This is a genomic window from Pseudoalteromonas sp. NCCP-2140 (assembly GCF_023708065.1).
Lineage (GTDB): Bacteria > Pseudomonadota > Gammaproteobacteria > Enterobacterales > Alteromonadaceae > Pseudoalteromonas.
In genome coordinates, this window is sequence record NZ_BRCZ01000007.1 from 144,474 (window position 1) to 170,233 (window position 25,760).

Genomic DNA, 25,760 nt, shown 5'->3' on the forward strand with positions numbered 1-25,760 from the left:
TACATGACACACTTATTTAGATTAAAACTATTGGCACTGGCAATTAGTAGCACCCTGATCACCGCATGTGGTGACGCAGAAACAAATATTGTTGAGAAAGACCCTATCGAGGTTCCAGACGACAGTGGTGATGACCATGATCATGATGACGGTTATACCATTGACTCAATGGGCCGTTTAGCGGTTTTAGCAGCTGATAGCAACGAAGCGAATATCTTTGATTTAGATGACGACTCATTACTAGAAACGTTTTCGCTTATCCATGATTCAAGCTCACTAAATGTTTCACCAAGCTACCGTTATGCAGTTATTGCTAACCGCAGCCAAGATTACTTAGGCTTTATTGATAGCGGTTTATGGCGTGAAGATCATGGCGAGCATTTACATGATTATAAACAAGGCCCTGCATTTAGTGACTACGAGCTAACAACGGGCAGCCGCCCTACTCACATCGTTAAACATGATGGCCAAATGGCCGTGTTTTACGATGGTAATGCCGATGCAGGTACAGTTGCCTCTGTAGAAGTGTTAACCGATAACGACATTGCTAACGAAACCGCGACACTTGCTGGTATTCAGTACGACATCAATATGCATGGTGTTGCTGAGCCACGTGGCGAGCACCTAGTTGCAACATTGCGTCGTGCGGATAGCGAAAGCACTTCAAACGCTAAAATCCTGCCGGATCAGGTGGGTGTTTTCCACCTTCATGACGGTGAATATGAGCTTGAACAAACATTTGAAGTTACTTGCCCAGATTTACACGGTGCAGCGCAAAACCATGATTATGTAGCATTTGGCTGTGGTGACGGTGTACTGGTAGCCCACCAGCATGATGATGAATATCATGCAGAAAAAATCGCCAATATTGATGCTCTAGGTGATACACGTATTGGCACATTATATGGCCATGAAGGTAGTGAAAGCTTTATTGCAATTGCATCAGGTGTATTTGTAAGTATCAATCCAAGCGAAGCTGAAATGGAAGTACTTGAGTGGCAACTTGATGAAGGCGCAAGTGCTGTATCTTACTCATTCTCAGCAAGCGGTGAGCACTTTTTAGTACTTGATAGCTTAGGCTTTTTAAACGTGCTTGAAGCCCATGAGCACGACGGCCACATGCACTGGGAACTTGCCGGTAAAGTAGATATCACTGAAGAAGACGTAACAACGATGCCAGAGGGCATGAACTTCAGCATGACTGTGTCACAAAATAGTGAGTTTGCTTACGTTGCTGACCCTATCGCTCAGCACGTACTAAAAGTACATATCGAAGATCTTGAAATTGAAGGTGATCTTGAACTGACTTTTGCACCAAGCGCCATCACTTGGTTAGGTATCGCAGAAGAAAGTGACGATCACGACCACTAAGAAGTTATGTTTTATGGTATGACATAGCTCGCAAAGGTTGGCATTTACTGCCAACCTTTTTTTATTCATATTTTGTAACAGACTTTCATCGCAACTGCATCGCTATTTAAAACTGAATTGTTATGATGTAACAGTTCCCAAAATAGGATGTAATCCCATGAAAAAACTAACAACGTTGGCACTGGCCATGGCTGCGACACTGGCACCTTGGGCATCAGCTTACGAAACTAAAGACACGCGCTTACTGCGCTTTCCAGATATTCATAACCAAAGCGTTACCTTTGTGTACGGTGGTGATATTTACATTGCTAATACGCAAACAGGCGAGAGCAAACGCTTAACCGACCATATTGGTTTTGAAACCTTCCCTAAGTTTTCACCTGACGGTAAACGCATTGCCTTTGCAGCCGAATACAATGGCAGCCGCCAAATTTATGTAATTAACAGCGATGGCTCTGACTTAAAGCAACTGACTTACTACAACGATGTTGGCCCAATGCCACCACGCGGCGGTTTTGATTATCGTGTTCTCGATTGGACACCAGATGGCAAAAATGTGGTATTTCGTGCTAACCGCACACCGTGGGGTAAACGTATGGGTCGTCCATACATGGTGCCTGCTGACGGTGGCCTTGAGCAGCCTCTGGCTATTCCAGAAACGGGCGGCGGTATGCTTTCGCCAGATGGTAGTAAATATGTTTACACGCCAATTGACCGTGAATTTCGTACTTGGAAGCGTACCCGTGGCGGTCGTGCACAAGATGTCTGGGTTTACGATCTAAAAAACAATACCTCAGAGCAGCTAACCACTAACCGCGCTACCGATCAGCAACCAACCTGGGTTGGCGACAACATTTACTTTGTATCTGACCGTGATTACACCCTTAACCTGTATCAATACCAAAAAGGCGCTGAGCCGAAAAAGCTAACCAACCATAAAGACTTTGACGTACTGTGGCCATCAGCTGGCCCAAATGCTGTTGTTTATGAAAACGGTGGTTACCTTTATCGCTTTGATCCAAAAAATCAAAAAAGCAGCAAGCTAAGTATTAACATTGCTGGTGTGCGTCAATACGCAATGCCGTACACAAAAAATGTGAGTGACTTTATCGACTCAATGTCGATTTCTCATGATGGTAAGCGTGCACTCTTTACTGCCCGCGGTGAGCTATTTAGCGTACCGGTTAAACAAGGCCCAACACGTAACTTATCTTACACAGCAAAAGGCCGCGAGATTGACGCAAGTTGGTCGCCAAATGGTCGTTATATTGCTTATATGAGCGATGAAAGCGGCGAATACGAAATTTACTTAAAAGATCGCAGCGACAACAATGCCACTAAGCAGCTAACCAGCAACGGCACTATTTGGCGCTTTACACCAATTTGGTCACCTGATAGCTCAAAACTGTTATTTGCTGATAAGAACCACACACTCTGGTGGATAGACGCAAAATCGGGTAAACAGCACAAAATTGATACCAGCATCTACGATGAAGAAGGTATTCGCCAGTATACTTGGTCGCCAAATAGCGAAGACATTGTGTATGTAAAAAACAATGAAAACCGCTATGCCTCACTGTGGCACTACAATATTGATAAAAAGAAAGTGACTCGCTTAACGGATGAAATGACCAATGAGCAAAACCCAACTTTCTCTCCTGATGGTCAATACCTGTATTTTAGTTCTGAGCGCGACTTTAACTTAGCCTTTAGCAGCTACGAGTTTGACTACATGTTTAATCGTGCAACGCGTATTTATGCCGCTGCCGTAAATGACAGTATCAAACCACTTATCGCACTACAAAGTGATGAAACAGCGATCGTCAGCGATAAACAAAAAGATGACGACAAGAAAAACAGTAATAACCTGCAAAGCAGCGACTTTATGCAGCGTGTAACCGCTTTAAATGCGCCAGCTGGAGATTATCGCAGTTTAACGGCCGTAAAAGATGGCGTGCTAACACTGGCTAATGGCGGCCTACAATTAATAGGCACAGCTCACGACAGCGAGCTTGAAACCGTGGCTAAAGGGGTAAACAGCTACACTATTTCGAGCAATGGTGAGCACCTGTTAGTACATGCGGGTAACGATTACAGCTTAATTGAGCCAAAAGCAAAACAAGACCTAGCAGCGAATAAGCTAGATCTTAGTAACATGACCTTAAAAATTGAGCCACAAATCGAATGGCAGCAAATGTATGTTGAAGGCTGGCGTACATTACGTGATTGGTTCTACGATGAAAACCATCACGGCCAAGATTGGGACGCAATTTTAGCCAAGTATCAACCTATGGCTGATGCTATCTCACACCGTAGTGACCTAGATTACATTCTCAGTGAAATCGCAGGTGAAATTAACTCAGGCCACATTTATGTGCAGTCGGGTGATATGCCAAAAGCAGAGCGTAAAAAGCACGGTTTATTAGGTGCAAAACTTGCCAGCGATCCATCTGGATACGTAAAAATTGAGCAAATCTTCCAAGGTGAAAACTGGCATGAAGACTTCCGCTCACCACTTGGTACAACAGGGGTAAAAGCACATAACGGCGACTACATCATTGCCGTAAATGGCCGCTCAGTAAAAGACGTAGCTAACTTCTACGAATTACTAGAGAACACCCAAGGTGAGCAAGTTGAGCTAGTCCTTAACAGTAAGCCGCGCAGCAAAGGTGCATGGCAAGTTACCGTTAAGCCGGTAGCCAGCGAGCAAGGTTTGCGTTATTTAGATTGGGTTAACTCTCGTGCAGCCTACGTTGATAAGCTATCAAATGGTCGAATTGGTTATGTTCACTTACCAAATACAGCCTACGAAGGTAACCGCGCCATGTTCAAAAACTACATGCCGCAAACCACCAAAGACGCCATGATTATTGATGACCGATACAATGGCGGCGGCTTTATTCCTGAGCACATGATCACTTGGCTTGCTCGTAAACCGCTTAACTACTGGAAGCGCCGCGGTGTTGAGCCAACGAAAACACCACAATTTGCTCATGATGGTCCAAAAGCCATGCTGATCAATGGTTATTCAAGTTCAGGCGGTGACGCTATTCCTTACTACTTCCGCCAAGCGGGGTTAGGTAAGCTTATTGGTACCCGTACTTGGGGTGGATTAATTGGTATTTCGGGTAACCCAAGCCTAGTAGATGGCGGCCAAGTTATCGCTGCAACATTCCGCATTTTAGATAACGATGGCAACTGGATCATCGAAAACGAAGGTGTCACTCCAGATATCAAGGTTGTTGACCGCCCAGAGTTAATCTACCAAGGTAAAGATCCATCGATTGAACGTGCCGTAGAAGAGCTATTAAAAGAGCTAAAAGACAACCCGAAAAAGCCACTCACCGTGCCACCAGCGCCGACTGACTTTTAATTCTTAACTGGTTGTTAAAAAGAAAAAAACCCCGCTGCAATGCGGGGTTGATTTTTAATCAAAAGAGCTATTCATCACCTTGTATATACAAGCAATCATCGACTGACTGCTTTAAAGTTTCAATGAGTGCCTCATCCATATATTGGTACTCATCGGGTATATCGAGTACCTGAATCGGCTTGTATTGTAATAAACGGCTAAACTGCGCTTTAATGCGTTGTTTATGCTTATGTTCCATCACAAAAATTATATCTGCCCAATTAATATCAGCAGTTGTTACCGTGTGCCTTGCTCGTGGGCTTGTGCCTGCAGAGCGGGCTTTAATGCCATTGTATTGGTTGAATACCTTTTCCTTTGTGAGTCTGGCTAAATTCAGGACCCTTAAACGTACGAATCGGATTACCCCGTTGCAGCTCATTGTGTTGTTGCCACCGCGACTTTTGCTGCTGGCTAGCAGCCTGCTGAGCTTGCTCTGCCAGTTTTTGCATTAGCAACAATCGGGCTAAACGCTTATTCGCATGCTGACTTCGTTCACTCTCTACGCGAACAGTAATTCCTGTCGCAACATGGGTAGCACGAACAGCCGAATCAGTGGTGTTTACATGTTGGCCTCCCGCGCCACTTGCGCGGCATTGCTGAAAGCGGATCTCGCTATCAAAAGTTTGCTCAGCTATTTCAAATAGTTGACCGCCAAAATACCAGTTTTTACGCTTATGCCTTGCTCTGAATGGGCTTTGACAAACCCACAACATCGAGCCATGCCATTGCTGAGCAAACTGTTTTAAAATTCGCGGCTCAGCACCGGTTAATTCAAGTAATACCGATTTGTAGCAGCCTGAAAGTTCAGCTTGCTCTACAGCAAGAGCATTCACCTTAATAGCTAATGCTTTAGCATCACACTCAAGGCGCTTAACAGCCATTGCCACCGCTTTACAGCACTCTAAAGGACCCGCCCCTGACGATAATTGCACTAAGATCATCCGCACGTTCCTTGTGTTTTAAAGGTAAGCACAGGCTTTAATTTAGCAATTACAGTAACCAGCCCAGCATCAACAAGGTCATCAATAACTGTTTGGCAGTCTTTGTAAGCTTGTGGTGCTTCATCATAAAGCAGCGTTTTATCATTACAGATCACCCTGCTACCAAACGCAGTGCGATATAAATCTTCCTTTTTAAACTTGTGACTCAAACGGCCTTGGCATTCTCCACGCTTCCATTTGCGACCAGCGCCATGTGCAAGGGAGCGTAAGTTTACGTTTTGCTCAGCCGTTGGCTTAACTAAGTAACTGTAATCACCGCGAGAGCCCGGGATCATCACAGCCCCTTGATCGCTGGGTGTAGCGCCTTTTCGATGTAACCAGCCTGCTTGTCCTGCAATCTGTGATTGACTTACAAGGTTATGATTTACATCTAAAACCTCTTCGCCACCAGCACGAATAGCTTGTAAAAAACGCCGTGCGATCAGTTCTCGGTTTAACTGTGCCCAACGCAGTGCTTCGTCATGTTTGGCCATATAATCTGTAAAGGCACCACTAACGACCTCAAGGCCATCATGGTTATGCTCTGCAATATGCTTAACTAAAATAGCTTGTCCTAACCCTCTAGAGCCAGAGTGCACCAATAGCTGCAGTTTTTTAGGTTGTAGGCCTAAAGCAAGCAAGGCTTGTTGATCAAACACCTCTTCAATCGCCTGAAATTCAGCGAAATGATTGCCACCACCTATGGTGCCAAGGGCGCTATCAAAACCAGTTTGTGTGATAGCCAGTTCATGTTTTCGCTCGCTAATCAATGTGTGCCAACTATCATCTAGCGGCTGTTCAACATCGCTTAAGCGTTTTGCGAGCTTATCTACATTTAACTTGGCTAACTTAGTATTGGTTTGCCAAAGCGACATACCGCAACCAATATCATTCCCCACTAAAGCGGGGTAAATTCTACCTTCTGTCAAAAAGACTGCCCCAATGGGGTAACCTCGACCAGGGTGTAAATCGGGCATACCCGCTACAGCGTGCATACCAGGTAATTCAGAAGTTTTAATTAATTGTTGTATTGCTAGCCCTTCAATCCACGACTCTTTAGACGCAATAAGGCTAACGTTATCAGTAAGTTTTTGGACGGACTTGCCCATAATACCAATTCCTTTCTCTGCAATAGAAAAATGCTAACGAAAAATGATTTGGCAGGTCTTTGATTAATTGATCAGGCTTAGCTTTGAAAAGCTAATAAAGAAATAGCTTCGAGCTAGGCAAGAAAACGACCTGCAAAGGAACAAGTTGTATAAGTCATATTGTTTACTCCTCTACAGTGTGTGAATGGTTAAAATCGCGGCGATTGTAAACATCTTAAAAAGTGAAAGCAACTAAAAAATTAATAACTCCATGCAAAGTTCCCACTTTAGCCACTTGATAAAATAAACACTTCTGCTACTTTGTTCGCTCAATGGATTGATTTTAATATAGGGATATTATGTCTAATTTTGACTTATGCTTTAATACCAAAAGCAGAACAAACTTACCAATTAACGAAAATGACCTTAAACTTTTAAAACAGTTTAGAAAAGATAACCCCCACATTATCGGGAACTTCATTCCTCAAGGTACTCCATTCATTCTTAGAAGTCCTGAACAAGGTGACATGAGTGATTTTAGACGAACACGTCCTGATATTGCTTGTGCACTCGACAGCACAATTTCATGGCCAGAGCATACTAAAAGAAATGTTAGCACTATAGTTAACCAATTTGGTGATGAAGATGCTCTGGCAATTGCAGAATTGTATGAGGCTGAGATTTCCCCTTACATCAATAAAGTAAGAAAAATTACAGAGCTTCCAGTTGCAGGTAAAAAGTTTGATTCCCTAACAGCCCTTGGCGCAGCAGCCACTTCCCTAGAATCTAGCCAAGTTAGGCTTAGTGATTTTGGAAAGTCTATTTTAAAATACCAAGTAAGCTTATTAAAAGTTCGCGAAGCTGCACAAAACAAAGCTCCCAAACTTGAATTAATAAAGTTAGGGAATGCAGCAAAACAAGCTCATTTAGAATTAAATACAAAATTTCAATCTGAGCTGGTTAAATTTAAAGGAAGAATCAAAGCCTCAGCGCGAGGTAATATTTGGTCAAACCCACAGCGGGGAATTAACATAGCTAAAAGCGCTAGAAGCTCAGCCCCTTTGCAATTGTCTTCGTTAGCAAATATTCAGCATTTACGTAAGTTAGAGCAAGGTGCAAATATCGCCGGAAAAGCCATTATAGCTTTAGATGCAGGGCTTCGAATTGACAGCGTTTATAGTGATTACAAAGCTGGGAAAGATTGGCAACGTCGTGCTGTTGTAGAAACAACAGGGTTTGGTGCAGGTGCTGCTGCGGGCATTGCAGTAGGGAGTGCAGTAGTAAATGCAGGCGTTGGTATAGCAATTGCGATGGGGCCTGTTGGTTGGGTTATATTAATCGGAGCTGGTTTAGCTGCAGGCTATGCAGCAGGAAAAGCAGGTGATTCTTTCGGACAATTTATATCTGGTAAAGTATATGATTTAAGTTCAAGTGTTGACTGGTTTTAATATGTTTATAATACCCGAGTTCATTTTTTTTATAATATCATTTCCTGTATTTATCTCTTTTCTTATCTCAACTCTATGCTTCACTCGCATTTCGATGAAGCATATTGAGAAGAAAATGCGTGAAGAAGGAATACACGAGCCTCTTTGGGATAAAGGGATAGGTATAAGAGTGAGCATGTATGGCAAAGTAATTCGTCGTCAAAAACCAGCAAAAGCAACCATCGTTAACGATGAGGCAATACTTCGCCACGCACGCCCTATTGACCTTGTACTCGCTCGAGCGATGCATTACTCACTCATTATTATGATGATCTTTGCGACCTATGGTTATTTTGCGTATGACTTAGGGGAGCGCGCTTATTAACTATAGCTGCCCTTGTAACCTCGTTTTTGTCTCTTTTAAGTAATCTGGGTAGGGATAAGAGTCATCTGCAACAGCGATTGCAGCCTCGATTTGAACTAATGCTTGGCGAGTATTACCTTGCATTTCATAGCCATATGACAAAGCTGACAGTGCATACGCTGATTTAGGGTAGTTTTTGATATTGTACTTAAACACCTCAATAGCCCGCTCAAATTGCTGGTTATCCGTTAAGCTGTAACCCAGCATCCTAACAGCGCGGTCTGGTGGCGCTATTTGCTCGCCCCATTGCTGAGATAAACGTTGATAATAGGCATCAATTGATGAAACATCATCGCCTAGTGCACTCAAAGGCATATGTTTAGATAAAAATAAGCCATGGTACGCATTAAATGCCCCAGCAGCTGAGGTTAGGTTATGCGAAACGCCTGCAAAGGCGTCGCTCTTAAAGCGCAGATTTGGTACTTTACTATTTTGCATCGTTTGCTGCATATCATCGTATCTTTCGCGCATAATGCCGGCTTCTTCGCCGATATTCATATATACATAGCTGTTAATACTTTTGGCTTTAGTAACAAAGGTATTTAGACTCTTAGCCGGGGCGCCATAGTTCCACCATACCGCAGGGCTATATGCAATGTGCGCTTGAAATAACTCAGGGTCAGCTTGCATTGCGTAAAGAGCAAATACACCCGCAGCTGAGGCTCCTGCAATAACTCTATAATCATGAGTACGATACTGTTTATTAACCAAAGGCATCAGTTCTTGCTCTACGAAAGCTAAAAACTTTGCTGCACCACCGCCTTCACCAACAGGCCCTTGTGGTTCTTTGTTCACTGTAGGATAAAAATCTCTAAGTCGATTAGTGCTTTCAATTGCAACTACAATCACCTCTGGCGCTTGATCATTTTCTTGTAGGCGTTCAAGCACAGCATTAATCAATGGTAAATTACCGGCCCCATCTAAACGGTAAATAACGGGATACCTTTTGTTTGGATGTGTTTGATAGCTTTTTGGCAATTGCACAACGACAGTGCGTTGCTCACTAAGATTACTTGATTCGATAGTATGCGTATGTTGGCTGTAATGTGTAACCGCATCATCTGCAGCTGGTTCAGCCATTACATGACTAGTACAGAGTAAAAAACCACTAATACAGAGTAACTTAAATAGTCGCACGACTTATCCTTAAGAAATATTGGTAATTTTTTAAGCTAACATAGTTACAGGTACAAACGAAGATAACTCATGTACTTTCTTCGTAAAAAAACACATATAAGTCATTCTTTTAACTAAAGCGTATGACGCAATATTTGCCCGGCGCTTTTACCCGTCATGCCATCCGGTGATTTAATGACTTGGCCATTAATAATGACGTATTGAATTCCTTCTGCGTACTGATGTGGTGCGCTAAACGTTGATTTATCTGCAACCGTCGCAGGGTCGAGTATGACAATGTCAGCAGCATAGCCTTGTGCTATCACTCCTCGGTCAGTTAGGCCCATTCTTGCAGCGGGTAAACTGGTCATTTTACGTATTGCATCTGGTAACGAAATCACCCCCTGCTCACGCACATAATGACCTAGTACTCTGGGGAAGGTGCCGTACCCGCGTGGATGTGGGTTGCCTTTACCAAGTTCTGAACCACCCGCATCGGTGGCGATTGCAGTAATTGGGTAAGCCATGATGTACTTAACATCATCTTCATTAATAGCGTGGAAGATCCCCTGAGCACCGCCATTTGCTTGAATTTCCATGGCAAGTTCAGCGGCTTCATCAATACTTTGCGCTCGCCCTTCACGTTTTAATAATTCAGCAAAGGTTAGCCCATCCCATGCAGGGTTTGCCGCATAATGCGCTATTTGCAGCCTTGCGGGGTCACCACCGCCTCTGTCTTCACGGATATTTTTGATCAAACCTTGTTTTATTTTTTGCCTTAACTCTGGATCTTGTAGGCGCTTTTCAACTTCAGCTTGGCCACCAGCCAATGACCATGCAGGAAATAAAATAGCAAATCGCGTAGAAGAAGCCGTGTAAGGATACTGATCGAGGGTGACATCTAACCCCGCTTTACGAGCATCGCGAATCATCTGAATAGTGTGCTTACTCTCACCCCAATTTGGATGACCAATCAGCTTATGATGAGAAATATGCACAGGAATACCGGTCTCCTTTGCAACATCGATCACCTCATTCATTGCCGTGACAATCTCTGCGCCTTCATCGCGCATATGAGAGGCAAAAAAACCATGCTGCGCATGAGCGGTTTCGGCAAGCACCTTTACCTCAGCAAAGTTTGAGTACACACCTGGAACATATTTAAGCCCTGTCGATAAACCAAACGCCCCCTGCTGCATCGCTTTATCGACCAATGCTTGCATTGCTTTTAGCTCATCAGCGCTAGCAAGTCGTTGCTCTTCACCCATAACAGCTTTACGAACATCATTATGGCCAATTAATAAGGCTAAGTTAGGCCCTAGAGGTGAACGCTCGGTTTGCGCAAAAAATTGCTTAAAGTCGACAGGAGAAAAACCACAGTTACCGCCCAAAATAGTGGTAATGCCCTGCTGCACTAAATTATCAAGCCGAGGCAGCTCTGCAATTGAACGCTCAGCATGGGAATGTAAATCGATAAAGCCAGGGGCAACAACCTTGCCTTTGGCATCTATAACTTGTTGAGCTTTGTCAGCCTCCAAATCACCAATTTTAGTGATCTTGCCACTTTCAATACCAACATCAGCGCGAACCGCTTTGCCGCCATGACCATCGAGCAACATCGCGTTTTTGATGATGAGATCAAAAGATTGCCCGTAAGCAATCCCTGAGCTGAGCACTAATACGGTCAATCCTATAGAGGTTAAAACACTGCGCTTTTTCATTGTTATTATCCTTAGCCTGAGTGTTTAACCATCCTAATCAATTGCAATACAAATTGCATCAGTGAACAGTAATTAAGCAAATTACTGGCACAAAAAAGCCGGCTAATTAGCCGGCTCTTGATGCTTTAACTTACTCAACCGTTACCGATTTTGCTAGGTTTCGAGGTTGGTCTACGTCGGTGCCTTTAATAACCGCAACATAGTATGAAAGCAGCTGCAGCGGAATTGTATATACAACTGGAGCAATCACGTCATCCACATGGTTTACGTTGATTACACGCATTGTTTCGTCAGATTCAAACGCTGAGTCTTTGTCTGCGAATACATAGATAATACCGCCACGGGCACGTACTTCTTCTACGTTTGATTTAAGCTTTTCAAGTAGTTCGTTGTTTGGTGCCACAACAATGATAGGCATGTCGGCATCAATCAACGCAAGCGGACCATGCTTAAGCTCACCCGCTGCGTATGCTTCGGCGTGAATGTACGAAATTTCTTTTAGCTTAAGTGCACCTTCCATCGCGATTGGGTATTGTGAACCACGACCTAAGAATAGTGAGTGGTGCTTATCAGCAAACTCTTCAGCTAAATCTTCAATCCCTTCTGCAAGCAGTAGTGCTTCTTCTAACTTGTTAGGAAGTGTTTTGATTGCATTCACAATCGCACTTTGATCTAGGCCTTTTTCTTGGGCAATAGATGCCGTAAGCATTAATAAGCCAACAAGCTGTGTGGTGAAGGCTTTAGTTGATGCAACACCAATTTCAGCACCCGCTTTAGTCATAAAGGCTAAATCAGATTCACGTACTAACGATGAACCCGGTACGTTACAAATGGTCATTGACGCCATGTAACCTTGCTGTTTTGCTAGACGTAGTGCAGCAAGTGTATCAGCTGTTTCACCAGACTGTGAAATGGTCACAAGTAAGCTATTTTCATGTACAAATGATTCGCGGTAACGGAACTCAGAAGCAATCTCAACGTTACAACTTACACCAGCAAACTGTTCAAGCCAGTAACGCGCAACCATACCTGAGTGGTATGAAGTACCACAGGCAATAATTTGCACGTGTTTTACGTCTTTAAAGATTTGCTGAGCACTTTCACCAAAGGCATCAATCGCGACAGTGTCATTAACTAGGCGGCCATCAAGGGTGTTACGTACAGCAAGCGGCTGCTCGTAAATTTCTTTAAGCATGTAGTGACGATATTCGCCTTTACCTGATGCATCTTGCGTAATGTTTGATTCAATCACTTCGCGCTCGACTGCATCACCATTTGCATCAAAGATTTCAACACTGTCACGGGTAATACGAGCAACATCACCTTCTTCAAGGTAAATAAACGTACGAGTAACAGGTAATAGAGCTAGTTGGTCAGAGGCAATAAAGTTTTCGCCAAGACCTAAACCAATCACCAGTGGGCTACCAGAGCGCGCTACGATAATTTCGTTGTCGTTCGCTTTATCAAAAACAACCGTACCAAATGCACCTTCAAACTGCTTAACAGCAGCTTGTACAGCTGCTAAAAGTGTATCGTGCTGTTGGCGAAGTTGATGAATAAGGTGCACCATAACTTCAGTGTCTGTTTCCGATAAAAACTCATAACCATCGCCTTTTAGCGCATCGCGAAGGCTGGCATGATTTTCGATAATTCCGTTATGAACTAGGGCAATTTCGCTATTCGAAACATGTGGGTGAGCATTCGCTTCAGTTACGCCACCATGAGTTGCCCAGCGCGTATGTGCGATACCTGTAGTACCATTAACTGCTGCATCATTAAGTGCCGCTTCAAGGTTAGCAACCTTACCCACTGACTTTACAGTGTTAAGCTCAGTACCTTTAAGTAAAGCCACACCCGCCGAGTCATAGCCGCGGTATTCAAGGCGCTTTAGGCCTTCAACAAGAATTTTATTTACTGGGCGTTCTGCAACAGCCCCAACGATTCCACACATAATCTCTCCTTTTGCACATGCCAAAGTGTTTTACTTTGGGCGGTATGTGTTGTCATAAATGATGCGTAATAAGGTGTTGTCGGTCTTATTACGGGTTATTCAATTTCTGCACAGATCAGCTGTACACCACATGCTGTTATCGCCTCGCGCTTGTCTGCGCTTAGGTTGTTGTCTGTGATAACTGTGGTTACACGCTGCCAAGGCAGTTCTAAATTTGGTATTCTTCGGCCAATTTTTTCTGACTCAACCAGCACCACTACCTCACGGGCTGCTTCAGCCATCACTTGGCTAAGCCCTACTAATTCATTGAAGGTTGTAGTACCTCTATCAATATCAATGCCATCGGCACCAATAAACAGTTGATCAAAGTCGTAAGAGCGTAGAACATTCTCTGCAACTTGGCCCTGAAACGATTCTGAATGTGGATCCCAAGTTCCGCCGGTCATCAAAAGTGTTGGCTCATTTTCTAATGAAAGCAGTCGGTTAGCGACATTAATAGCATTTGTCATCACCACTAAACCGCGCTTACTAGCAAGCTCAGGGATCATCGCTGCTGTAGTGCGGCCGCTATCAATGATGATGCGGTTATGATCTTTAATAAGCTTTGCAGCTGCCTGTGCAATTGCCATTTTGCGAAGCGAGTCGCTTTTCTCGTTGCTATTTGCAACGATTTCTTGCGGCAATGCAATAGCGCCACCGTAACGGCGTAGCAACAAGCCACTTTTTTCAAGGGCTGTCAGATCTTTACGTATCGTCACTTCAGAAGTTTGAAACTGCTCAGCTAACGCTTCAACAGCAACTTCACCAAGTTCATTCACTTGGCTTAAGATAGTATGGCGACGTTGTTGAGTGTTTCGTTTTGTCATAAAGTGAACCACATAAGTTTCGTTTCGAAAGTTTTGAGATTTTAAACGAAACAATATAAATGGCAAGTGAATGATCGTTAACCTACACAGCTTTATTTTGATCTTCATCACCAACACGCTAAGCTATTGGCAAATATAACCATGAAAATGCCCCATGAAAGAGTTTAATAGCCTCGACAAGTCCTTACTCGAACAACGAAAAAATGCCCATGAAATTTGCCGTTTATTTGCCAAAAGCCCAAGTAAAGGCAATTTAAAACGACTAAAAGGAATGTTTGATCACTGTGGCGAGCAGGTTGTTATAGAAGCAGGTTTTCATTGTGATTATGGCAGTGGTATTAAAATAGGTGATCGAACCTTCATAAATATTAACTGTACTGTACTCGATGCGCCGCTATCTGATGCGCAAATTACGATAGGCGATGACTGCTTAGTAGGCCCTAATGTGCAAATACTCGCGGTATCGCATGCAGTAAACCCAACCGAGCGTTTAGCAAAAGCTAACTTTGCAGCACCTATTAGCATTGGAAACAATGTATGGATTGGTGCAGGCGCTATTATACTTGCGGGTATTAAAGTTGCTGATAATGCCGTGATTGGCGCAGGGGCAATAGTTACCAAAAATGTCGCGGCAAATACCCTAGTAGCAGGTAACCCCGCGGTGAAGGTTAAAGAACTTTAACCCTATATTTACGCTAAAGCACGTGATACGTAGGTCGTCATTTATGGCGACACATTTAAAACTAAAAAAGCCCAGCTGTATTGCTGGGCTTATAGTTGGGAGTTAGTTACTGTTATTCATATCGTAAAATAAGCGATGGTCTGGTGCTTGCGGCCTTGAAGGCTAAACTTGCAACGGTAATCCAGGTAATCGCTGCCACCGCGGCGGCAGCGACTAAATACACCCATACAGCTTGTTCAATACGGTCATTAAAGTTGGCTAACCAATCACCTACCAAGAAGTAAGTCACTGGGTATGCAATAGCAATACTTACCGCCACCAGCACTAAGAACTCTTTTGCAATGATATTTACGATACTGATACGTGATGCACCTAGCACTTTTCGAACGGCCACTTCTTTTTGACGACGCACTGTTGCAAACGAAGCCAAACCAAAGGTACCTAAGCAAGTTAAGAACACAGCAAGACCGGTAAAGATTAAAACCACATTCGAAATTCGCTCATCACCTTTTAACAGAGTTTTGTAGTTGTCTGCGAGTAAGTTAATTTTTGGCTCATAGATATTGGCTGAGCTTGCTAATACTTCTGCGATCTGAGCTTTAATATAAGGCAAGTTTTGCTGATCAATCGTTAAAATTAATTCTGATACAGGTGATAAAAAGTTAAAGCCACATAAAAACATAATATTTGAGTTGGCATCTTTAGCATTACCTACCTTTACATCTTCAACCACACCCACAACACGCATATCTACGCCGCGACCTGAGTCTTTAATTACCTTACCGATAATGTCACTCATGTTAGTGTAACCCGCTTGCCTTGCGACAGATTCAGTCACAATAGTACCCGTACTTGTTACTCCATTTGCACGGCTTGCCCAATCACCAGCAAATTCACGACTAAAGTCACGACCAGCAACGAGTTTTAATCCTAGTGTTTTTACAACATCGTAGCTTGCGCCAACAACAGGCGTTAAGCTGCCAGACGCTTCACCATTTGGCCACGTTGGCATAAGTGTATTATTGATTGAAACAGTTAAACGGGTATCAATGACTGTTGTTTGCTGTACACCTTGAATTGCACTAATACGGTTAACCAAGGCATTTTTTTCTTTCGTGAATACTTCGCCTACTGGTAACTCTGAAATAACCAACCTTTGTGTCGTTTCATAGCCTAAAGGTAAGCTTTGTAAGTAAGTTAATTGCTTTAACAAGGTAATAGAGGCAATGATTAAACCTATTGCTAGTGAAGCCTGTAAGGTTAGTAAGCTCTTACGAACCCATATTGCAGTATTACCTCGTTGTAAATCTCCACTTAAAACGCGTTTTGCACTGAATGACGAAATAAAGAATGCAGGATAAAGCCCAGCTAATATGCCCACAGCAATTGCGATCACAATAATTGCAATGCCAAATTCAGAGGCATAGTTTACTGCTAACTCTCGGTCTACTAATTGGTTAAAGCTTGGTAAAAATAGCTCCACTAAAGCACATGCAATCACCATTGAAAGCATTGATACCAACACAGATTCAGATAAAAACTGCGTTACTAACTGGCCTTTACTTGCGCCAAGCGCTTTACGCACACCCACTTCTTTTGCACGTTTAGTCGATTGAGCGACGGTCATATTGATGAAGTTAAAACCTGCAATAAGAATCAGTAACACACTTAAACCAACACAGATCATCACCACTTGTTTAGCACCACCTGCTTTCATCTCAAACGGTGATTTTGCCGTTAGGTGCAAATCAAGTAATGGATGCAGCTCTAAACTAACTTGCTCCAACATAGAACCGCTAAAAAAGCGTTCTGTTAAGGTTTTAGCTAATGCATCTGTATCGGTGCCCTCTGCTAAACGCATATAAACATAACTACTGTTGATGTTTATATCGCTCGGATCATGCTTAACATAAACAAGATTTTTAAAGGCAAAGTGAGTGTTGTCTGTTAAGTCTGCAAACACGGCACGCACTGTGTACTGTCCTTGTTCATGCGTAAGTGTTTCACCAATCACATCGGTGCGACCAAAAATGCGCAGTGCTTCTGATTCACTTAAAGCTAGGCTGTCTGGTGTACTCATTGCTGTTGTTAAATCACCCGCCAGCGTTTTCAGAGCAATGAAATTTTCAATATTTGCTGTAGCACCATATAAGGCATTTAACTTATAGCCTTGATTGCGGTAACTCACATCCACCATGGCTTCACGGGTCAGCTCGACCATAGTTAATCCGAATACTTCTTCAACTTGGCTGTAATCTTCGGCCTGCTTTGACTGCACATAATTAAAAATAGGCACCACAGATAAACCGAGTTTTGAGAAGTCTTGGCCAACGCGATAAACACGCTCAGCATGGGGCTGTTGACTATCGTACGAAAGCTCATTTTTTGCAAACAAAGCAACTAGAATTGCCGCAGCTAAGCCCACACTCAAACCCAGAACATTTAAAATAAAATGCTGTTTTTGGTTTTTAAACGCACGCAGCGCGGTGATCAAATAACTTAAAATCATGTTATGCCACCTCTGCTGTTTGTTGAACACGGTTAGCTTTATCAACCATCACTTGGCCATCAAGTAAGCGCACTAAACGGTCAGCATAATTGCCTTCTTTTTCTGAGTGGGTAACCACAATTACCGTGGTACCTTCACGATTTAGCTCACGTAGCATCGCCATGACTTCATCACCATTTTTTGAATCAAGGTTACCCGTAGGCTCATCCGCTAAGATTAGTTTTGGATTAATCACCAGAGCTCTGGCTACTGCTACACGTTGCTGCTGACCACCCGATAGCTGCTGTGGTAAGTGATCTGCTCTATGGTCGATTGCAACACGTTTTAAAATTTCTTCTACTCGCTGTTTACGTTCACTTTTTGAGATATTTTGATACTGTAATGGCAGCTCAACGTTTTCAAATACTGTTAATTCATCAATTAAGTTAAAGCTTTGGAAAACAAAACCAATCGACGCTTTTCTAAGTGCCGCTAATTGCTTTTCACCAAACCCTGCGATGTCTTCACCTAAAAATTCAAAACTGCCTGCCGATGGCGAATCCAACATACCTAAAATAGAGAGTAATGTTGATTTACCACAGCCAGATGGCCCCATAATGGCAAGAAACTCGCCTTCGTTTACATGTAAGTTAATGCTATTAAGCGCTGTTGTTTCAACATCTTGAGTACGGAATACGCGTGATAAGTTAGTTAATTTAATCATTGTTTTTATCCTTAAAATTGTAGTTGTTGTGCTTTATCAAAGTTGCTGTAGCTAGAGGTGATCACGCGATCTCCGGCGCTTAGGCCACTTAACACTTCATAATAGTTTTGATTCTTTTTGCCAAGACGAATGTCTTTTCGTACTGCACGGTTGCCATCTTTATCCATGACATAAACCCAGTTACCCCCTGAGCTGGTAAAAAATGCGCCGCGTTCAAGTAATAAGGCAGTGCCTTTGCTATCACCTAGCATCAGCTGCACATCAAGGCTTTGCCCACGTTTTATGTTGCTAGTGCCATTGGGTAAATCGACTTCAACCTGAAACTGTGATTGCTGAACACGACTATCAATTTTGCTAACCGTCGCCGCAATTTCGCCTTGTTCATGCTCAATAAGCACTTGCATACCTGTTTGAACTTGGCTTAGGTAAAACTCATCTAGTCGCACAACTAGCTTGTATTCATTAGGAATATCAATCTGCCCTAGGCGAGCACCACGGCCTTTTGATTCACCAATTTCAACATCAAGCTCACTTAAATAACCATCGGCAGGTGCTGTTACGAGTAAGTTTTCAAGGTTCTTACGCGCAAACTGTAGGTTTTTCTCTAACATGTCAGCACTGTCTTTTAGCTGAGCGACCTGAACTTCACGAATGCTGTTTTCTTGCTTTTGACGCTCAAGGGTTAGTTCTTTACGCGCTTTGTAATACGCTAAGTCTTCTTGAATTTCAGATAATTGCTCTTGTGCTAACACACCCGTTTTCACTAGCGGCTGAGTCTGTTTTAAGCGACGCGATAAATGTGTGATTTTAAGATCGATTTCAAGCAAATCACGGCGTAAGTTTAAACGGCTGGTTTCCATATTCATTTGCGTGTTACGTAAAAAGTTAAGCTGCTCAGTCACCTGTGCTTCACGGCTCATTACATCAAGCTGCAAATTAGTATTGCTTAAACGCACAAGTGGTTGGCCTTTTTTAACAAACTCACCTTGCTCAACAAGTCGCTCTTCAACTTGGCCTCCGGCAATGGTGTCGAGGTAAATTGTAGTGCGAGGCATAACCTGACCACGAAGACTTAAAGCATCAACAAATTCACCTTGTTGTACTGTGCTAATCGTTAAGCTTGCCGCGGTTACTTGCTGACTACGACCTGTTTGCTCAGTTTGCGTGAAACCATAAGCTGCAGCCGCAACAGCTAAGCATGCAGCTGCTATTACTGATTTCTTAAAAAATGCTTTGTTATTTGAGCGTGTAATTTTCTTATCCATGTTGACGCCTTTAAGTTATCTAGGTGCTAATTACCTATAGATAAAACAACTCTTGTGCCAACTTTTATTTTTATTAAATTACAACAACTTATACAAAAATAAACTAATGTGTATATAATCAAGTGTCCGCTTATAGAACACTTCAAAACCCATATATCGTCCATAAATGGACACTGTTACTATTTTCAATTAGTCTTAGTGTTCCCATAAAGGAATAATAATAAATAGCTATGAAACAAGCAGGATCAATTCTTATCGTCGATGATAACCCCGATGTACTTATCGCCGCACGATTACTTTTAAAGCAGCATTATCAGGTTGTAAAAACCACAGATAACCCCTTTGATATCGAAGGTATCATTAACGCACAGCATGAGGCGGATCAGGCTATAGATGTTGTGTTACTCGATATGAACTTCACGCAAGACTCAATTAGTGGCAAAGAAGGATTCTACTGGCTAAAAAAAATCATGAGTCAAGACGCTAACATTGCGGTACTGCTTATGACGGCCTACAGCGATATCCAGCTAGCTGTCGAAGCAATTAAAGCCGGTGCCTCTGACTTTATTGCCAAGCCTTGGCAAAATGAGCAATTACTCGGTGCTGTAGCGGCGGCATTTTCACACGCTAAAGACAAACAGCAAGTTGGTAAGCTCACAAAACAAAAGCAGGCCTTGCAGCAGTCAATCGGCAATCAACCATTTGAGTTTTTAGGCCAAAGTGATGCTATGCAGCAGGTTTTTTCGGTTATCGACAAAGCAGCCAACACAGATGCCAACATATTGATTAGTGGCGAAAGTGGCACAGGTAAAGAACTCACTGCCCATGCAATCCACAATGCAAGCCAGCGCCAAAGCCAACCCTTCATAAGCCTAGATATGGGATCACTAGCCGAAAGCCTGTTTGAAAGCGAACTATTTGGCCATAAAAAAGGGGCGTTTACTGGCGCGAAAGAAGATCGCATTGGCCGGTTTGAGTTGGCCCATGGTGGTAGTTTATTTTTAGACGAGCTAGGTAATTTACCGCTTAGCCAACAAGTTAAACTACTTGCGGCACTACAAAACAGGCAAATAACACCGGTTGGTGGTTCAAAAGTCATCGATATTGATATTCGTTTGATCTGTGCAACGAATGAAAACCTCGAACAAGCAGTTACTGAAGGCAAATTTAGGCAAGACTTACTGTACCGTGTTAATACCGTAGAGATCCGTTTGCCAGCTCTGCGCGAGCGCAGTGAAGACATTCCATTACTGTGTAACTACTACTTGCAGCACTTTGCACATAAATACAAACGTGAGCTCTCGATTGCAGCATCTGATATGACACGTTTAAGTCAGTATCATTGGCCAGGCAATGTCCGTGAACTTGCGCATGCAATTGAGCGAGCAGTCATCCTCTCAGAAGGCTCAGAGCTCGATATAAGCTCAGTGATAAGCTCACCAAATGCTGCTGTTAGCACAAGTGAGCTCTCTTCAAACGCCAATGACTACGACACTTTTGATCTCGAAATCATCGAGCAAAGAACCGTTCGTGCAGCTTTAAAGCATTTTCAAGGGAACGTGAGTCATGCAGCAAAAGCCCTCGGCCTAACACGCGGAGCCATGTATCGTCGTTTAGAAAAATACGGACTTTAATCGATGCGAAATTTTATTAGCTTAGCCTGCCTATTAGCTGCACTAATTGGTTTATCAATAGCTTTGTTTTGGCAAGTAGAGCAAAGCGGGTTTTCTGCAACTTCGGCACTTTTAGTAATTTTAAATTTGGTATGTGCCGCGCAAATTTTTAATTTATTTAAACGCCAAACAAGGCGTGCAGATATTGTTTTTCGCGCTTTAGCGAATGGAGACAGCACATTAGGCTTTGGCGACCAACACCCTATGCAGCAGCAATTTGAGCAGGTTAAACAACAAATTCAGGCTGCGCGTTTTAATGCAGAGCAACAAGCCCAGTTCTTACAAGCACTATTAATTCATATCGATTTAGCAGTATTAGTATGTGACGAACAAGGCACTATTATTGAAAGCAATCCGGCGGTCAGTCGTTTACTTGGACAAGCTGTAAAGCACATCGATGATTTAGGTGTAATAGCCAACCTAGTTCAAGACGCAAAGCAAAATAGCCGTAATACCGTGCCATGGCAAAATGGTGAGCAGCACGATACGTTATCTGTGCAGATCAGTATTGCCGAAATCCAAGGTAAAGTTCGTAAAGTGATCAGTTTGCAATCGATTCATGATCAGCTGCAATTAAAAGAGCAACAAGCTTATAAGCGCCTTACAAAAGTACTAACCCATGAAATCGCTAATTCGATTACGCCACTTTCTTCTTTAGCACAAACTTGTACGGCACTGCTGCCAACTGAGCTTAGTTTTGATGATCAGGAAGATAAACAAGACTTGCAACTCGCCCTAACAACACTCGCATCACGAACCGAGCATTTAGGGGAATTTATAGCGCAATTTAAAAAGGTTAGTAGCTTACCCGCCCCACACTTACAGCCACATATTCTGGCCGATCTTGCCAAGCAAGTTGTCGCTCTGCACTCACAACAAGCTAAGCAACTTAATATTACGTTGAATTTATCGGTGCAAAGCCAACAGTTAGTAATGATAGATAGAGGCCAAGTTGAACAAGTAATAATAAACCTGCTTACCAATGCCATTGATGTCCTTAAGCAGTTAAATAGTCCAGAGTCAGCAAAGTGCATTGAGGTAAGCATTGCACAAAATGCTAATCAGCAACTGTATTTAGAGGTCAGCGACAATGGTACAGGTATCAGCGATCATGTGATTGAGATGATTTTCGTGCCATTTTTTACTACCAAGCAACAAGGCTCAGGAATAGGCTTAAGTTTATCGCGCCAGATCATGCTCAATCATGGCGGCGATCTGGTTTATATCAAACGCCAGCAAGGAGCCTGCTTTCGCTGCGTGTTCGGTTAGCTTACATAGTTAGAACAATTACTTACAATTTGCTAAGGCGCTGTTTGGTATCATGTACCCATTAACGTTTAATGGACTAACCAATATGCGATTCCTCGCCTTAGCACTCTTTTCATCACTTGCCTTCATTCCTGCTACAAGCTTTGCTGGTATTTATGACAGCCCTAATATGAACCTGTTTGTTAAATCAGAGCATAATAGTACTGATTCAATCACCTCAGCCGGCATCGAAGTTATGGCTAAAAATAACTACAGCAATTTCGGCGCAGCATTTACAACGGCACTAGGCTCAGCAGAAGTATTTACTAAAAAAGGTGATCGGGAGACATTTCTCACCTTAGATAGCGGCATCAAATTTGGTTATTTCAGTGACTTTTTTGTCTATGGCGAAGTGGGCTTAGATTTAATTGAGCTTGCTGTATACGACGACCGAGATGACCACGACTACAGCGACCGCTATGATGACGACCACAATAATATTGATGGCTATGTTGGTGTGGGTATGGGCGTGGACTCAAAGCCATTCAGAATAGAGATCTATGCCAGAGCCCGAGAAATAGACAGCCGCTATTGGGAAGCACAAAACCATGGTTATGCTGGGTTACAAGTTAGTATTTCGTTTTAATTTCAATTGGGTGAGTAAGTTAGCGAGCTGTTAATCTAATGGTCATTTTTAGCTCACCCTATGTTAAGCTTAGGCGCTTTAGTTTACCCGCACCTAAGTTAACGGAGTATTTTAATACGTGTTTTTAAATCGATTTTTAGGCCTTGTTGTTGTTTCTTTTATTGTAACAGGCTGTCAGACTGCCCCTGAGTCACTTCCCGAAAAGAAGCCCATCATCAAAGCCAATCCAGGCACTGTGGTTGCAGAAGCTAAAACAGTACAAGTAGACGCGGTGACACCGCTCAAACCAAGTGAACTTGATGACGTATGGCAGCGTATTCGCATTCAACTACAGTTTAGCGATTCAAGTCACCCAGATGTGCAAAAGCGCATTGCTTGGTACCTTACTCATCCAAATTACATGGAAGAAATAAGCCGCCGCGCAGCGCCGTATTTGTATCATATCGTCACAGAAGTAGAAAACCGTGACTTACCAATAGAACTCGCTCTAATGCCGCTTATAGAGAGCGATTTTGATGCCAGTGCCTATTCGCACAAACATGCATCGGGTTTATGGCAACTCACCCCCTCAATCGCCAAATACTTCAAAGTAAAAATTACCCCTTGGTATGATGGTCGCCAAGATGTGATCGACAGCACCCGCGCAGCTTTGGATTTTATGGAATACCTTTATAAACGCTTTGATGGCGATTGGTATCATGCTATTGCTGCCTACAATATTGGTGAAGGGCGTGTATTACAGGCGATTGCTCGTAATAAAAAACAAGGTAAGTCGACGGACTTCTTTAGCTTAAAACTACCATCGCAAACCAAACAATACGTGCCTAAGTTACTGGCCGCAGCACAATTATTAAAGCACCAAAAAATGATATTCCCTGCGATTAAGAATGAGAAGGCTATTGCGACCTTACCAGTAACTGGTGCAGTGATCTTGGCAGACAAAGCGAAATGGCAAGAGCTCGAAGAGCTGAACCATGGCGTTATCCGATATCCCGCGGTGATTGATGCGCCACATATTGTGGTCCCAAAAGATCAGCAAGCAAGTTATCAAACTCTATTAGCTAATCAAAAGAGCAATGATTATAGCCAATGGCAACATTACACAGTTAAACGCGGTGATAGCTTAAGTGTGATTGCAAAGAACTATAAAGTAACAGTTAGCCAGCTGAAAACCTTCAATAACCTAAAAACAAACACCATTCGTATTGGTCAAAAACTGATATTGCCGCAATTGGCTGATCAACAAATCGAGTATAAGGTGAAATCTGGCGATAGCCTTTGGAAGATAGCAAAGCAATATAAAGTCAGTATCACTAAACTCAAACAATGGAATAACCTTTCAAGAGATAGCTTAAGAGTGGGTGAAAAGCTCACCGTATTTATCTCAAATAGTTAATATCAAATCAGGGAGTTTTACTCCCTGTTTCTTTTATCTATCCAATTAAAGTTGTATCTTTATTAGTCTATAAAAACAACAATTAAAAATTATGGATAATCAGCAACAGGACGCAAGCTGTTCCACCGTTAAAACAGAGCAAAACTCTAACCTTGAAGAGCCAACAAAGACCACCCAGCAAAACACTCAGCGCAAGGCATGGTTTACCAACGAGCGGCTAAACCTATTTCTCGCACTCTGTGCCATTATAATTTCAGCAGCCTCCTTTTATGCCACTTACTTGCAAGCCAACGCCGCAGAACGACAAGTAAAAGCCGCAACCTGGCCATGGCTCGAAGTGATGACGGGGAATTTTAATGAAGAAAAAAATTCTGAAGAAATTACTTTTTACATTAAAAACTCAGGATCAGGCCCAGCCATTATTAAATACGTTAAATTCTTCCACGATGAAAAGTCGTATACAGAGATATTTGAAGTAATAAAAGACTGCTGCTTTGATATTTATGCTTACCAAGAGCAATTAAATAAGTTGCAAAATGAGTCACCAGAGATCAATTTCTTTGAAAAGTTTGGTTGGTTGTATACCGGCGTTAGTAATAACCGATTATTAGCCTCAGGCGCTGAACTTAATCTTTTTGGTTTTAAGAAAACAGGCTTCAATGCAACTCAGTGGGACAAGGTAAATGACCAACGCTTTAATATCAAAACCGAGATCTGCTACTGCTCGTTGCTAGAACAATGCTACCTAAGCGATGGCCGCGGTGATGTGAAAGAAGTACAGCAGTGTGAGTGACAACGAGCTATCAGCTTTCAGCCGTCAGCGATCAGCCGCGCGGTGGAGGTGTTTGGTGCAGCGTCTTCCTCTGCTGGAGGCTCTAGGCTCTAGGCAAAGTTTACTTGTAGGAATGGCTTCAGCCATGAATGTGTTTGTTAAGGTCTAGATTCGGCACTGAAGTGCCTCCTACGGGGTTTTGTTGCTGAGGGTGACTCTGTACTAAACAAACCCCCAGTTCAACTTTACCCTTGCTAACTAGCAACTCGCTAACTCGTGTTGGGTTTCGCTCCGCTCTACCCAACCTACCTGGCTGACGGCTGAAAGCTGATAGCTGAAAGCTCCAGACGCAAAAAAGCCCGACTCTTTCGAATCGGGCTTTCTCTTATTTGGAGCCTGGCGATGACCTACTTTCACATAGCAGCTGCTACACTATCATCGGCGCTGTTTCGTTTCACTACTGAGTTCGGCATGGGGTCAGGTGGGTCCAAAACGCTATTGTCACCAAGC

At 42.9% G+C, this 25,760-nt stretch carries 20 protein-coding genes and 1 rRNA gene; 10 read left to right on the forward strand and 11 right to left on the reverse strand.

The features are described from left to right. Positions 1 to 3 precede the first annotated feature (3 nt). Positions 4 to 1,371, forward strand: coding sequence for a 5-methyltetrahydrofolate--homocysteine methyltransferase (locus tag NFU46_RS15040; RefSeq protein ID WP_251602860.1), 1,368 nt, complete (start codon positions 4 to 6; stop codon positions 1,369 to 1,371). 157 nt (positions 1,372 to 1,528) lie between these two features. After that, complete coding sequence (locus NFU46_RS15045) at positions 1,529 to 4,744, forward strand: S41 family peptidase (protein ID WP_251602862.1); 3,216 nt, start codon at positions 1,529 to 1,531, stop codon at positions 4,742 to 4,744. Positions 4,745 to 4,811: 67 nt separating this feature from the next. Here the strand turns inward: NFU46_RS15045 and NFU46_RS15050 are convergent, their stop codons facing one another. From NFU46_RS15050 to NFU46_RS15060, 3 genes are all read right to left on the reverse strand, one after another. Beyond that, complete coding sequence (locus tag NFU46_RS15050; RefSeq protein ID WP_405030678.1) at positions 4,812 to 4,985, reverse strand: hypothetical protein; 174 nt, start codon at positions 4,983 to 4,985, stop codon at positions 4,812 to 4,814. A 79-nt stretch (positions 4,986 to 5,064) separates the two neighbouring features. Further along, positions 5,065 to 5,724: a peptide chain release factor H gene (prfH, locus tag NFU46_RS15055; protein WP_251602864.1), complete on the reverse strand. Its 660-nt coding sequence runs from the start codon at positions 5,722 to 5,724 to the stop codon at positions 5,065 to 5,067. After that, positions 5,721 to 6,872, reverse strand: coding sequence for an RNA ligase RtcB family protein (locus tag NFU46_RS15060; RefSeq protein ID WP_251602865.1), 1,152 nt, complete (start codon positions 6,870 to 6,872; stop codon positions 5,721 to 5,723). The genes prfH and NFU46_RS15060 overlap by 4 nt, the downstream gene beginning before the upstream one ends. Positions 6,873 to 7,210: 338 nt before the next feature. Between NFU46_RS15060 and NFU46_RS15065 the strand changes: the two genes are divergently transcribed. Both NFU46_RS15065 and NFU46_RS15070 read left to right on the forward strand, forming a co-directional pair. After that, complete coding sequence (locus tag NFU46_RS15065) at positions 7,211 to 8,299, forward strand: hypothetical protein (protein ID WP_251602867.1); 1,089 nt, start codon at positions 7,211 to 7,213, stop codon at positions 8,297 to 8,299. A 94-nt stretch (positions 8,300 to 8,393) separates the two neighbouring features. Beyond that, on the forward strand, positions 8,394 to 8,663 hold the full coding sequence (locus NFU46_RS15070; RefSeq protein ID WP_251602869.1) for a hypothetical protein: 270 nt from the start codon (positions 8,394 to 8,396) through the stop codon (positions 8,661 to 8,663). Here NFU46_RS15070 and NFU46_RS15075 read toward each other — a convergent pair whose 3' ends face one another. From NFU46_RS15075 to NFU46_RS15090, 4 genes are all read right to left on the reverse strand, one after another. Continuing rightward, positions 8,664 to 9,782: an alpha/beta hydrolase gene (locus NFU46_RS15075; protein ID WP_251602908.1), complete on the reverse strand. Its 1,119-nt coding sequence runs from the start codon at positions 9,780 to 9,782 to the stop codon at positions 8,664 to 8,666. It lies immediately after the preceding gene. A 170-nt stretch (positions 9,783 to 9,952) separates the two neighbouring features. Beyond that, positions 9,953 to 11,539 (reverse strand): amidohydrolase family protein, encoded by a 1,587-nt coding sequence (locus tag NFU46_RS15080; protein ID WP_251602871.1) that lies wholly within the window; start codon positions 11,537 to 11,539, stop codon positions 9,953 to 9,955. A gap of 130 nt (positions 11,540 to 11,669) precedes the next feature. Beyond that, entirely contained in the window at positions 11,670 to 13,490 is a 1,821-nt protein-coding gene (gene glmS, locus NFU46_RS15085; RefSeq protein WP_251602873.1) for a glutamine--fructose-6-phosphate transaminase (isomerizing), read from the reverse strand. Positions 13,491 to 13,585: 95 nt separating this feature from the next. Next, positions 13,586 to 14,356, reverse strand: coding sequence for a DeoR/GlpR family DNA-binding transcription regulator (locus NFU46_RS15090; protein ID WP_054552250.1), 771 nt, complete (start codon positions 14,354 to 14,356; stop codon positions 13,586 to 13,588). A 154-nt stretch (positions 14,357 to 14,510) separates the two neighbouring features. Between NFU46_RS15090 and NFU46_RS15095 the strand changes: the two genes are divergently transcribed. After that, positions 14,511 to 15,038 (forward strand): sugar O-acetyltransferase, encoded by a 528-nt coding sequence (locus tag NFU46_RS15095; RefSeq protein ID WP_251602876.1) that lies wholly within the window; start codon positions 14,511 to 14,513, stop codon positions 15,036 to 15,038. Between the two features lie 112 nt (positions 15,039 to 15,150). On the opposite strand, the gene NFU46_RS15100 is transcribed toward NFU46_RS15095, so the two are convergent. From NFU46_RS15100 to NFU46_RS15110, 3 genes are read right to left on the reverse strand one after another with little or no spacing between them, the layout of a single operon-like run. Continuing rightward, positions 15,151 to 17,547, reverse strand: a complete 2,397-nt coding sequence (locus NFU46_RS15100) for an ABC transporter permease (protein WP_251602878.1) — start codon at positions 17,545 to 17,547, stop codon at positions 15,151 to 15,153. 1 nt (position 17,548) lies between these two features. Next, on the reverse strand, positions 17,549 to 18,250 hold the full coding sequence (locus NFU46_RS15105) for an ABC transporter ATP-binding protein (RefSeq protein WP_251602881.1): 702 nt from the start codon (positions 18,248 to 18,250) through the stop codon (positions 17,549 to 17,551). Positions 18,251 to 18,261: 11 nt separating this feature from the next. Beyond that, the gene (locus NFU46_RS15110) at positions 18,262 to 19,515 is read right to left on the reverse strand and encodes an efflux RND transporter periplasmic adaptor subunit (RefSeq protein WP_251602884.1); all 1,254 of its coding nucleotides are present in this window, start codon (positions 19,513 to 19,515) and stop codon (positions 18,262 to 18,264) included. A 230-nt stretch (positions 19,516 to 19,745) separates the two neighbouring features. On the opposite strand from NFU46_RS15110, the gene NFU46_RS15115 reads away from it, so the two are divergent. The 5 genes from NFU46_RS15115 (at position 19,746) to NFU46_RS15135 (ending at position 25,271) form a co-directional block, all read left to right on the forward strand. Beyond that, on the forward strand, positions 19,746 to 21,149 hold the full coding sequence (locus NFU46_RS15115; RefSeq protein WP_251602887.1) for a sigma-54 dependent transcriptional regulator: 1,404 nt from the start codon (positions 19,746 to 19,748) through the stop codon (positions 21,147 to 21,149). Positions 21,150 to 21,152: 3 nt separating this feature from the next. Further along, positions 21,153 to 22,457, forward strand: coding sequence for a PAS domain-containing sensor histidine kinase (locus NFU46_RS15120; RefSeq protein ID WP_251602890.1), 1,305 nt, complete (start codon positions 21,153 to 21,155; stop codon positions 22,455 to 22,457). 85 nt (positions 22,458 to 22,542) lie between these two features. Then, on the forward strand, positions 22,543 to 23,082 hold the full coding sequence (locus tag NFU46_RS15125; protein WP_251602893.1) for a hypothetical protein: 540 nt from the start codon (positions 22,543 to 22,545) through the stop codon (positions 23,080 to 23,082). 118 nt (positions 23,083 to 23,200) lie between these two features. Then, positions 23,201 to 24,478, forward strand: coding sequence for a LysM peptidoglycan-binding domain-containing protein (locus tag NFU46_RS15130; protein ID WP_251602896.1), 1,278 nt, complete (start codon positions 23,201 to 23,203; stop codon positions 24,476 to 24,478). Positions 24,479 to 24,569: 91 nt separating this feature from the next. Next, a complete protein-coding gene (locus tag NFU46_RS15135; protein WP_251602899.1) occupies positions 24,570 to 25,271 on the forward strand; it encodes a hypothetical protein in 702 nt (233 codons plus the stop codon). A gap of 373 nt (positions 25,272 to 25,644) precedes the next feature. Here the strand turns inward: NFU46_RS15135 and rrf are convergent. Then, positions 25,645 to 25,759, reverse strand: a 5S ribosomal RNA gene (gene rrf, locus NFU46_RS15140). Between the last annotated feature and the right edge of the window lies 1 nt (position 25,760).

Bases quoted from the DNA above. Each gene is read 5' to 3' on its own strand.
- NFU46_RS15040 (WP_251602860.1), top strand. From the start codon at position 4: ATGACACACTTATTTAGATTAAAACTATTGGCACTGGCAATTAGTAGC.
- NFU46_RS15045 (WP_251602862.1), top strand. From the start codon at position 1,529: ATGAAAAAACTAACAACGTTGGCACTGGCCATGGCTGCGACACTGGCA.
- prfH (WP_251602864.1), bottom strand. From the start codon at position 5,724: ATGATCTTAGTGCAATTATCGTCAGGGGCGGGTCCTTTAGAGTGCTGT.
- NFU46_RS15060 (WP_251602865.1), bottom strand. From the start codon at position 6,872: ATGGGCAAGTCCGTCCAAAAACTTACTGATAACGTTAGCCTTATTGCG.
- NFU46_RS15065 (WP_251602867.1), top strand. From the start codon at position 7,211: ATGTCTAATTTTGACTTATGCTTTAATACCAAAAGCAGAACAAACTTA.
- NFU46_RS15070 (WP_251602869.1), top strand. From the start codon at position 8,394: ATGAAGCATATTGAGAAGAAAATGCGTGAAGAAGGAATACACGAGCCT.
- NFU46_RS15075 (WP_251602908.1), bottom strand. From the start codon at position 9,782: ATGGCTGAACCAGCTGCAGATGATGCGGTTACACATTACAGCCAACAT.
- NFU46_RS15080 (WP_251602871.1), bottom strand. From the start codon at position 11,539: ATGAAAAAGCGCAGTGTTTTAACCTCTATAGGATTGACCGTATTAGTG.
- glmS (WP_251602873.1), bottom strand. From the start codon at position 13,490: ATGTGTGGAATCGTTGGGGCTGTTGCAGAACGCCCAGTAAATAAAATT.
- NFU46_RS15090 (WP_054552250.1), bottom strand. From the start codon at position 14,356: ATGACAAAACGAAACACTCAACAACGTCGCCATACTATCTTAAGCCAA.
- NFU46_RS15095 (WP_251602876.1), top strand. From the start codon at position 14,511: ATGAAAGAGTTTAATAGCCTCGACAAGTCCTTACTCGAACAACGAAAA.
- NFU46_RS15100 (WP_251602878.1), bottom strand. From the start codon at position 17,547: ATGATTTTAAGTTATTTGATCACCGCGCTGCGTGCGTTTAAAAACCAA.
- NFU46_RS15105 (WP_251602881.1), bottom strand. From the start codon at position 18,250: ATGATTAAATTAACTAACTTATCACGCGTATTCCGTACTCAAGATGTT.
- NFU46_RS15110 (WP_251602884.1), bottom strand. From the start codon at position 19,515: ATGGATAAGAAAATTACACGCTCAAATAACAAAGCATTTTTTAAGAAA.
- NFU46_RS15115 (WP_251602887.1), top strand. From the start codon at position 19,746: ATGAAACAAGCAGGATCAATTCTTATCGTCGATGATAACCCCGATGTA.
- NFU46_RS15120 (WP_251602890.1), top strand. From the start codon at position 21,153: ATGCGAAATTTTATTAGCTTAGCCTGCCTATTAGCTGCACTAATTGGT.
- NFU46_RS15125 (WP_251602893.1), top strand. From the start codon at position 22,543: ATGCGATTCCTCGCCTTAGCACTCTTTTCATCACTTGCCTTCATTCCT.
- NFU46_RS15135 (WP_251602899.1), top strand. From the start codon at position 24,570: ATGGATAATCAGCAACAGGACGCAAGCTGTTCCACCGTTAAAACAGAG.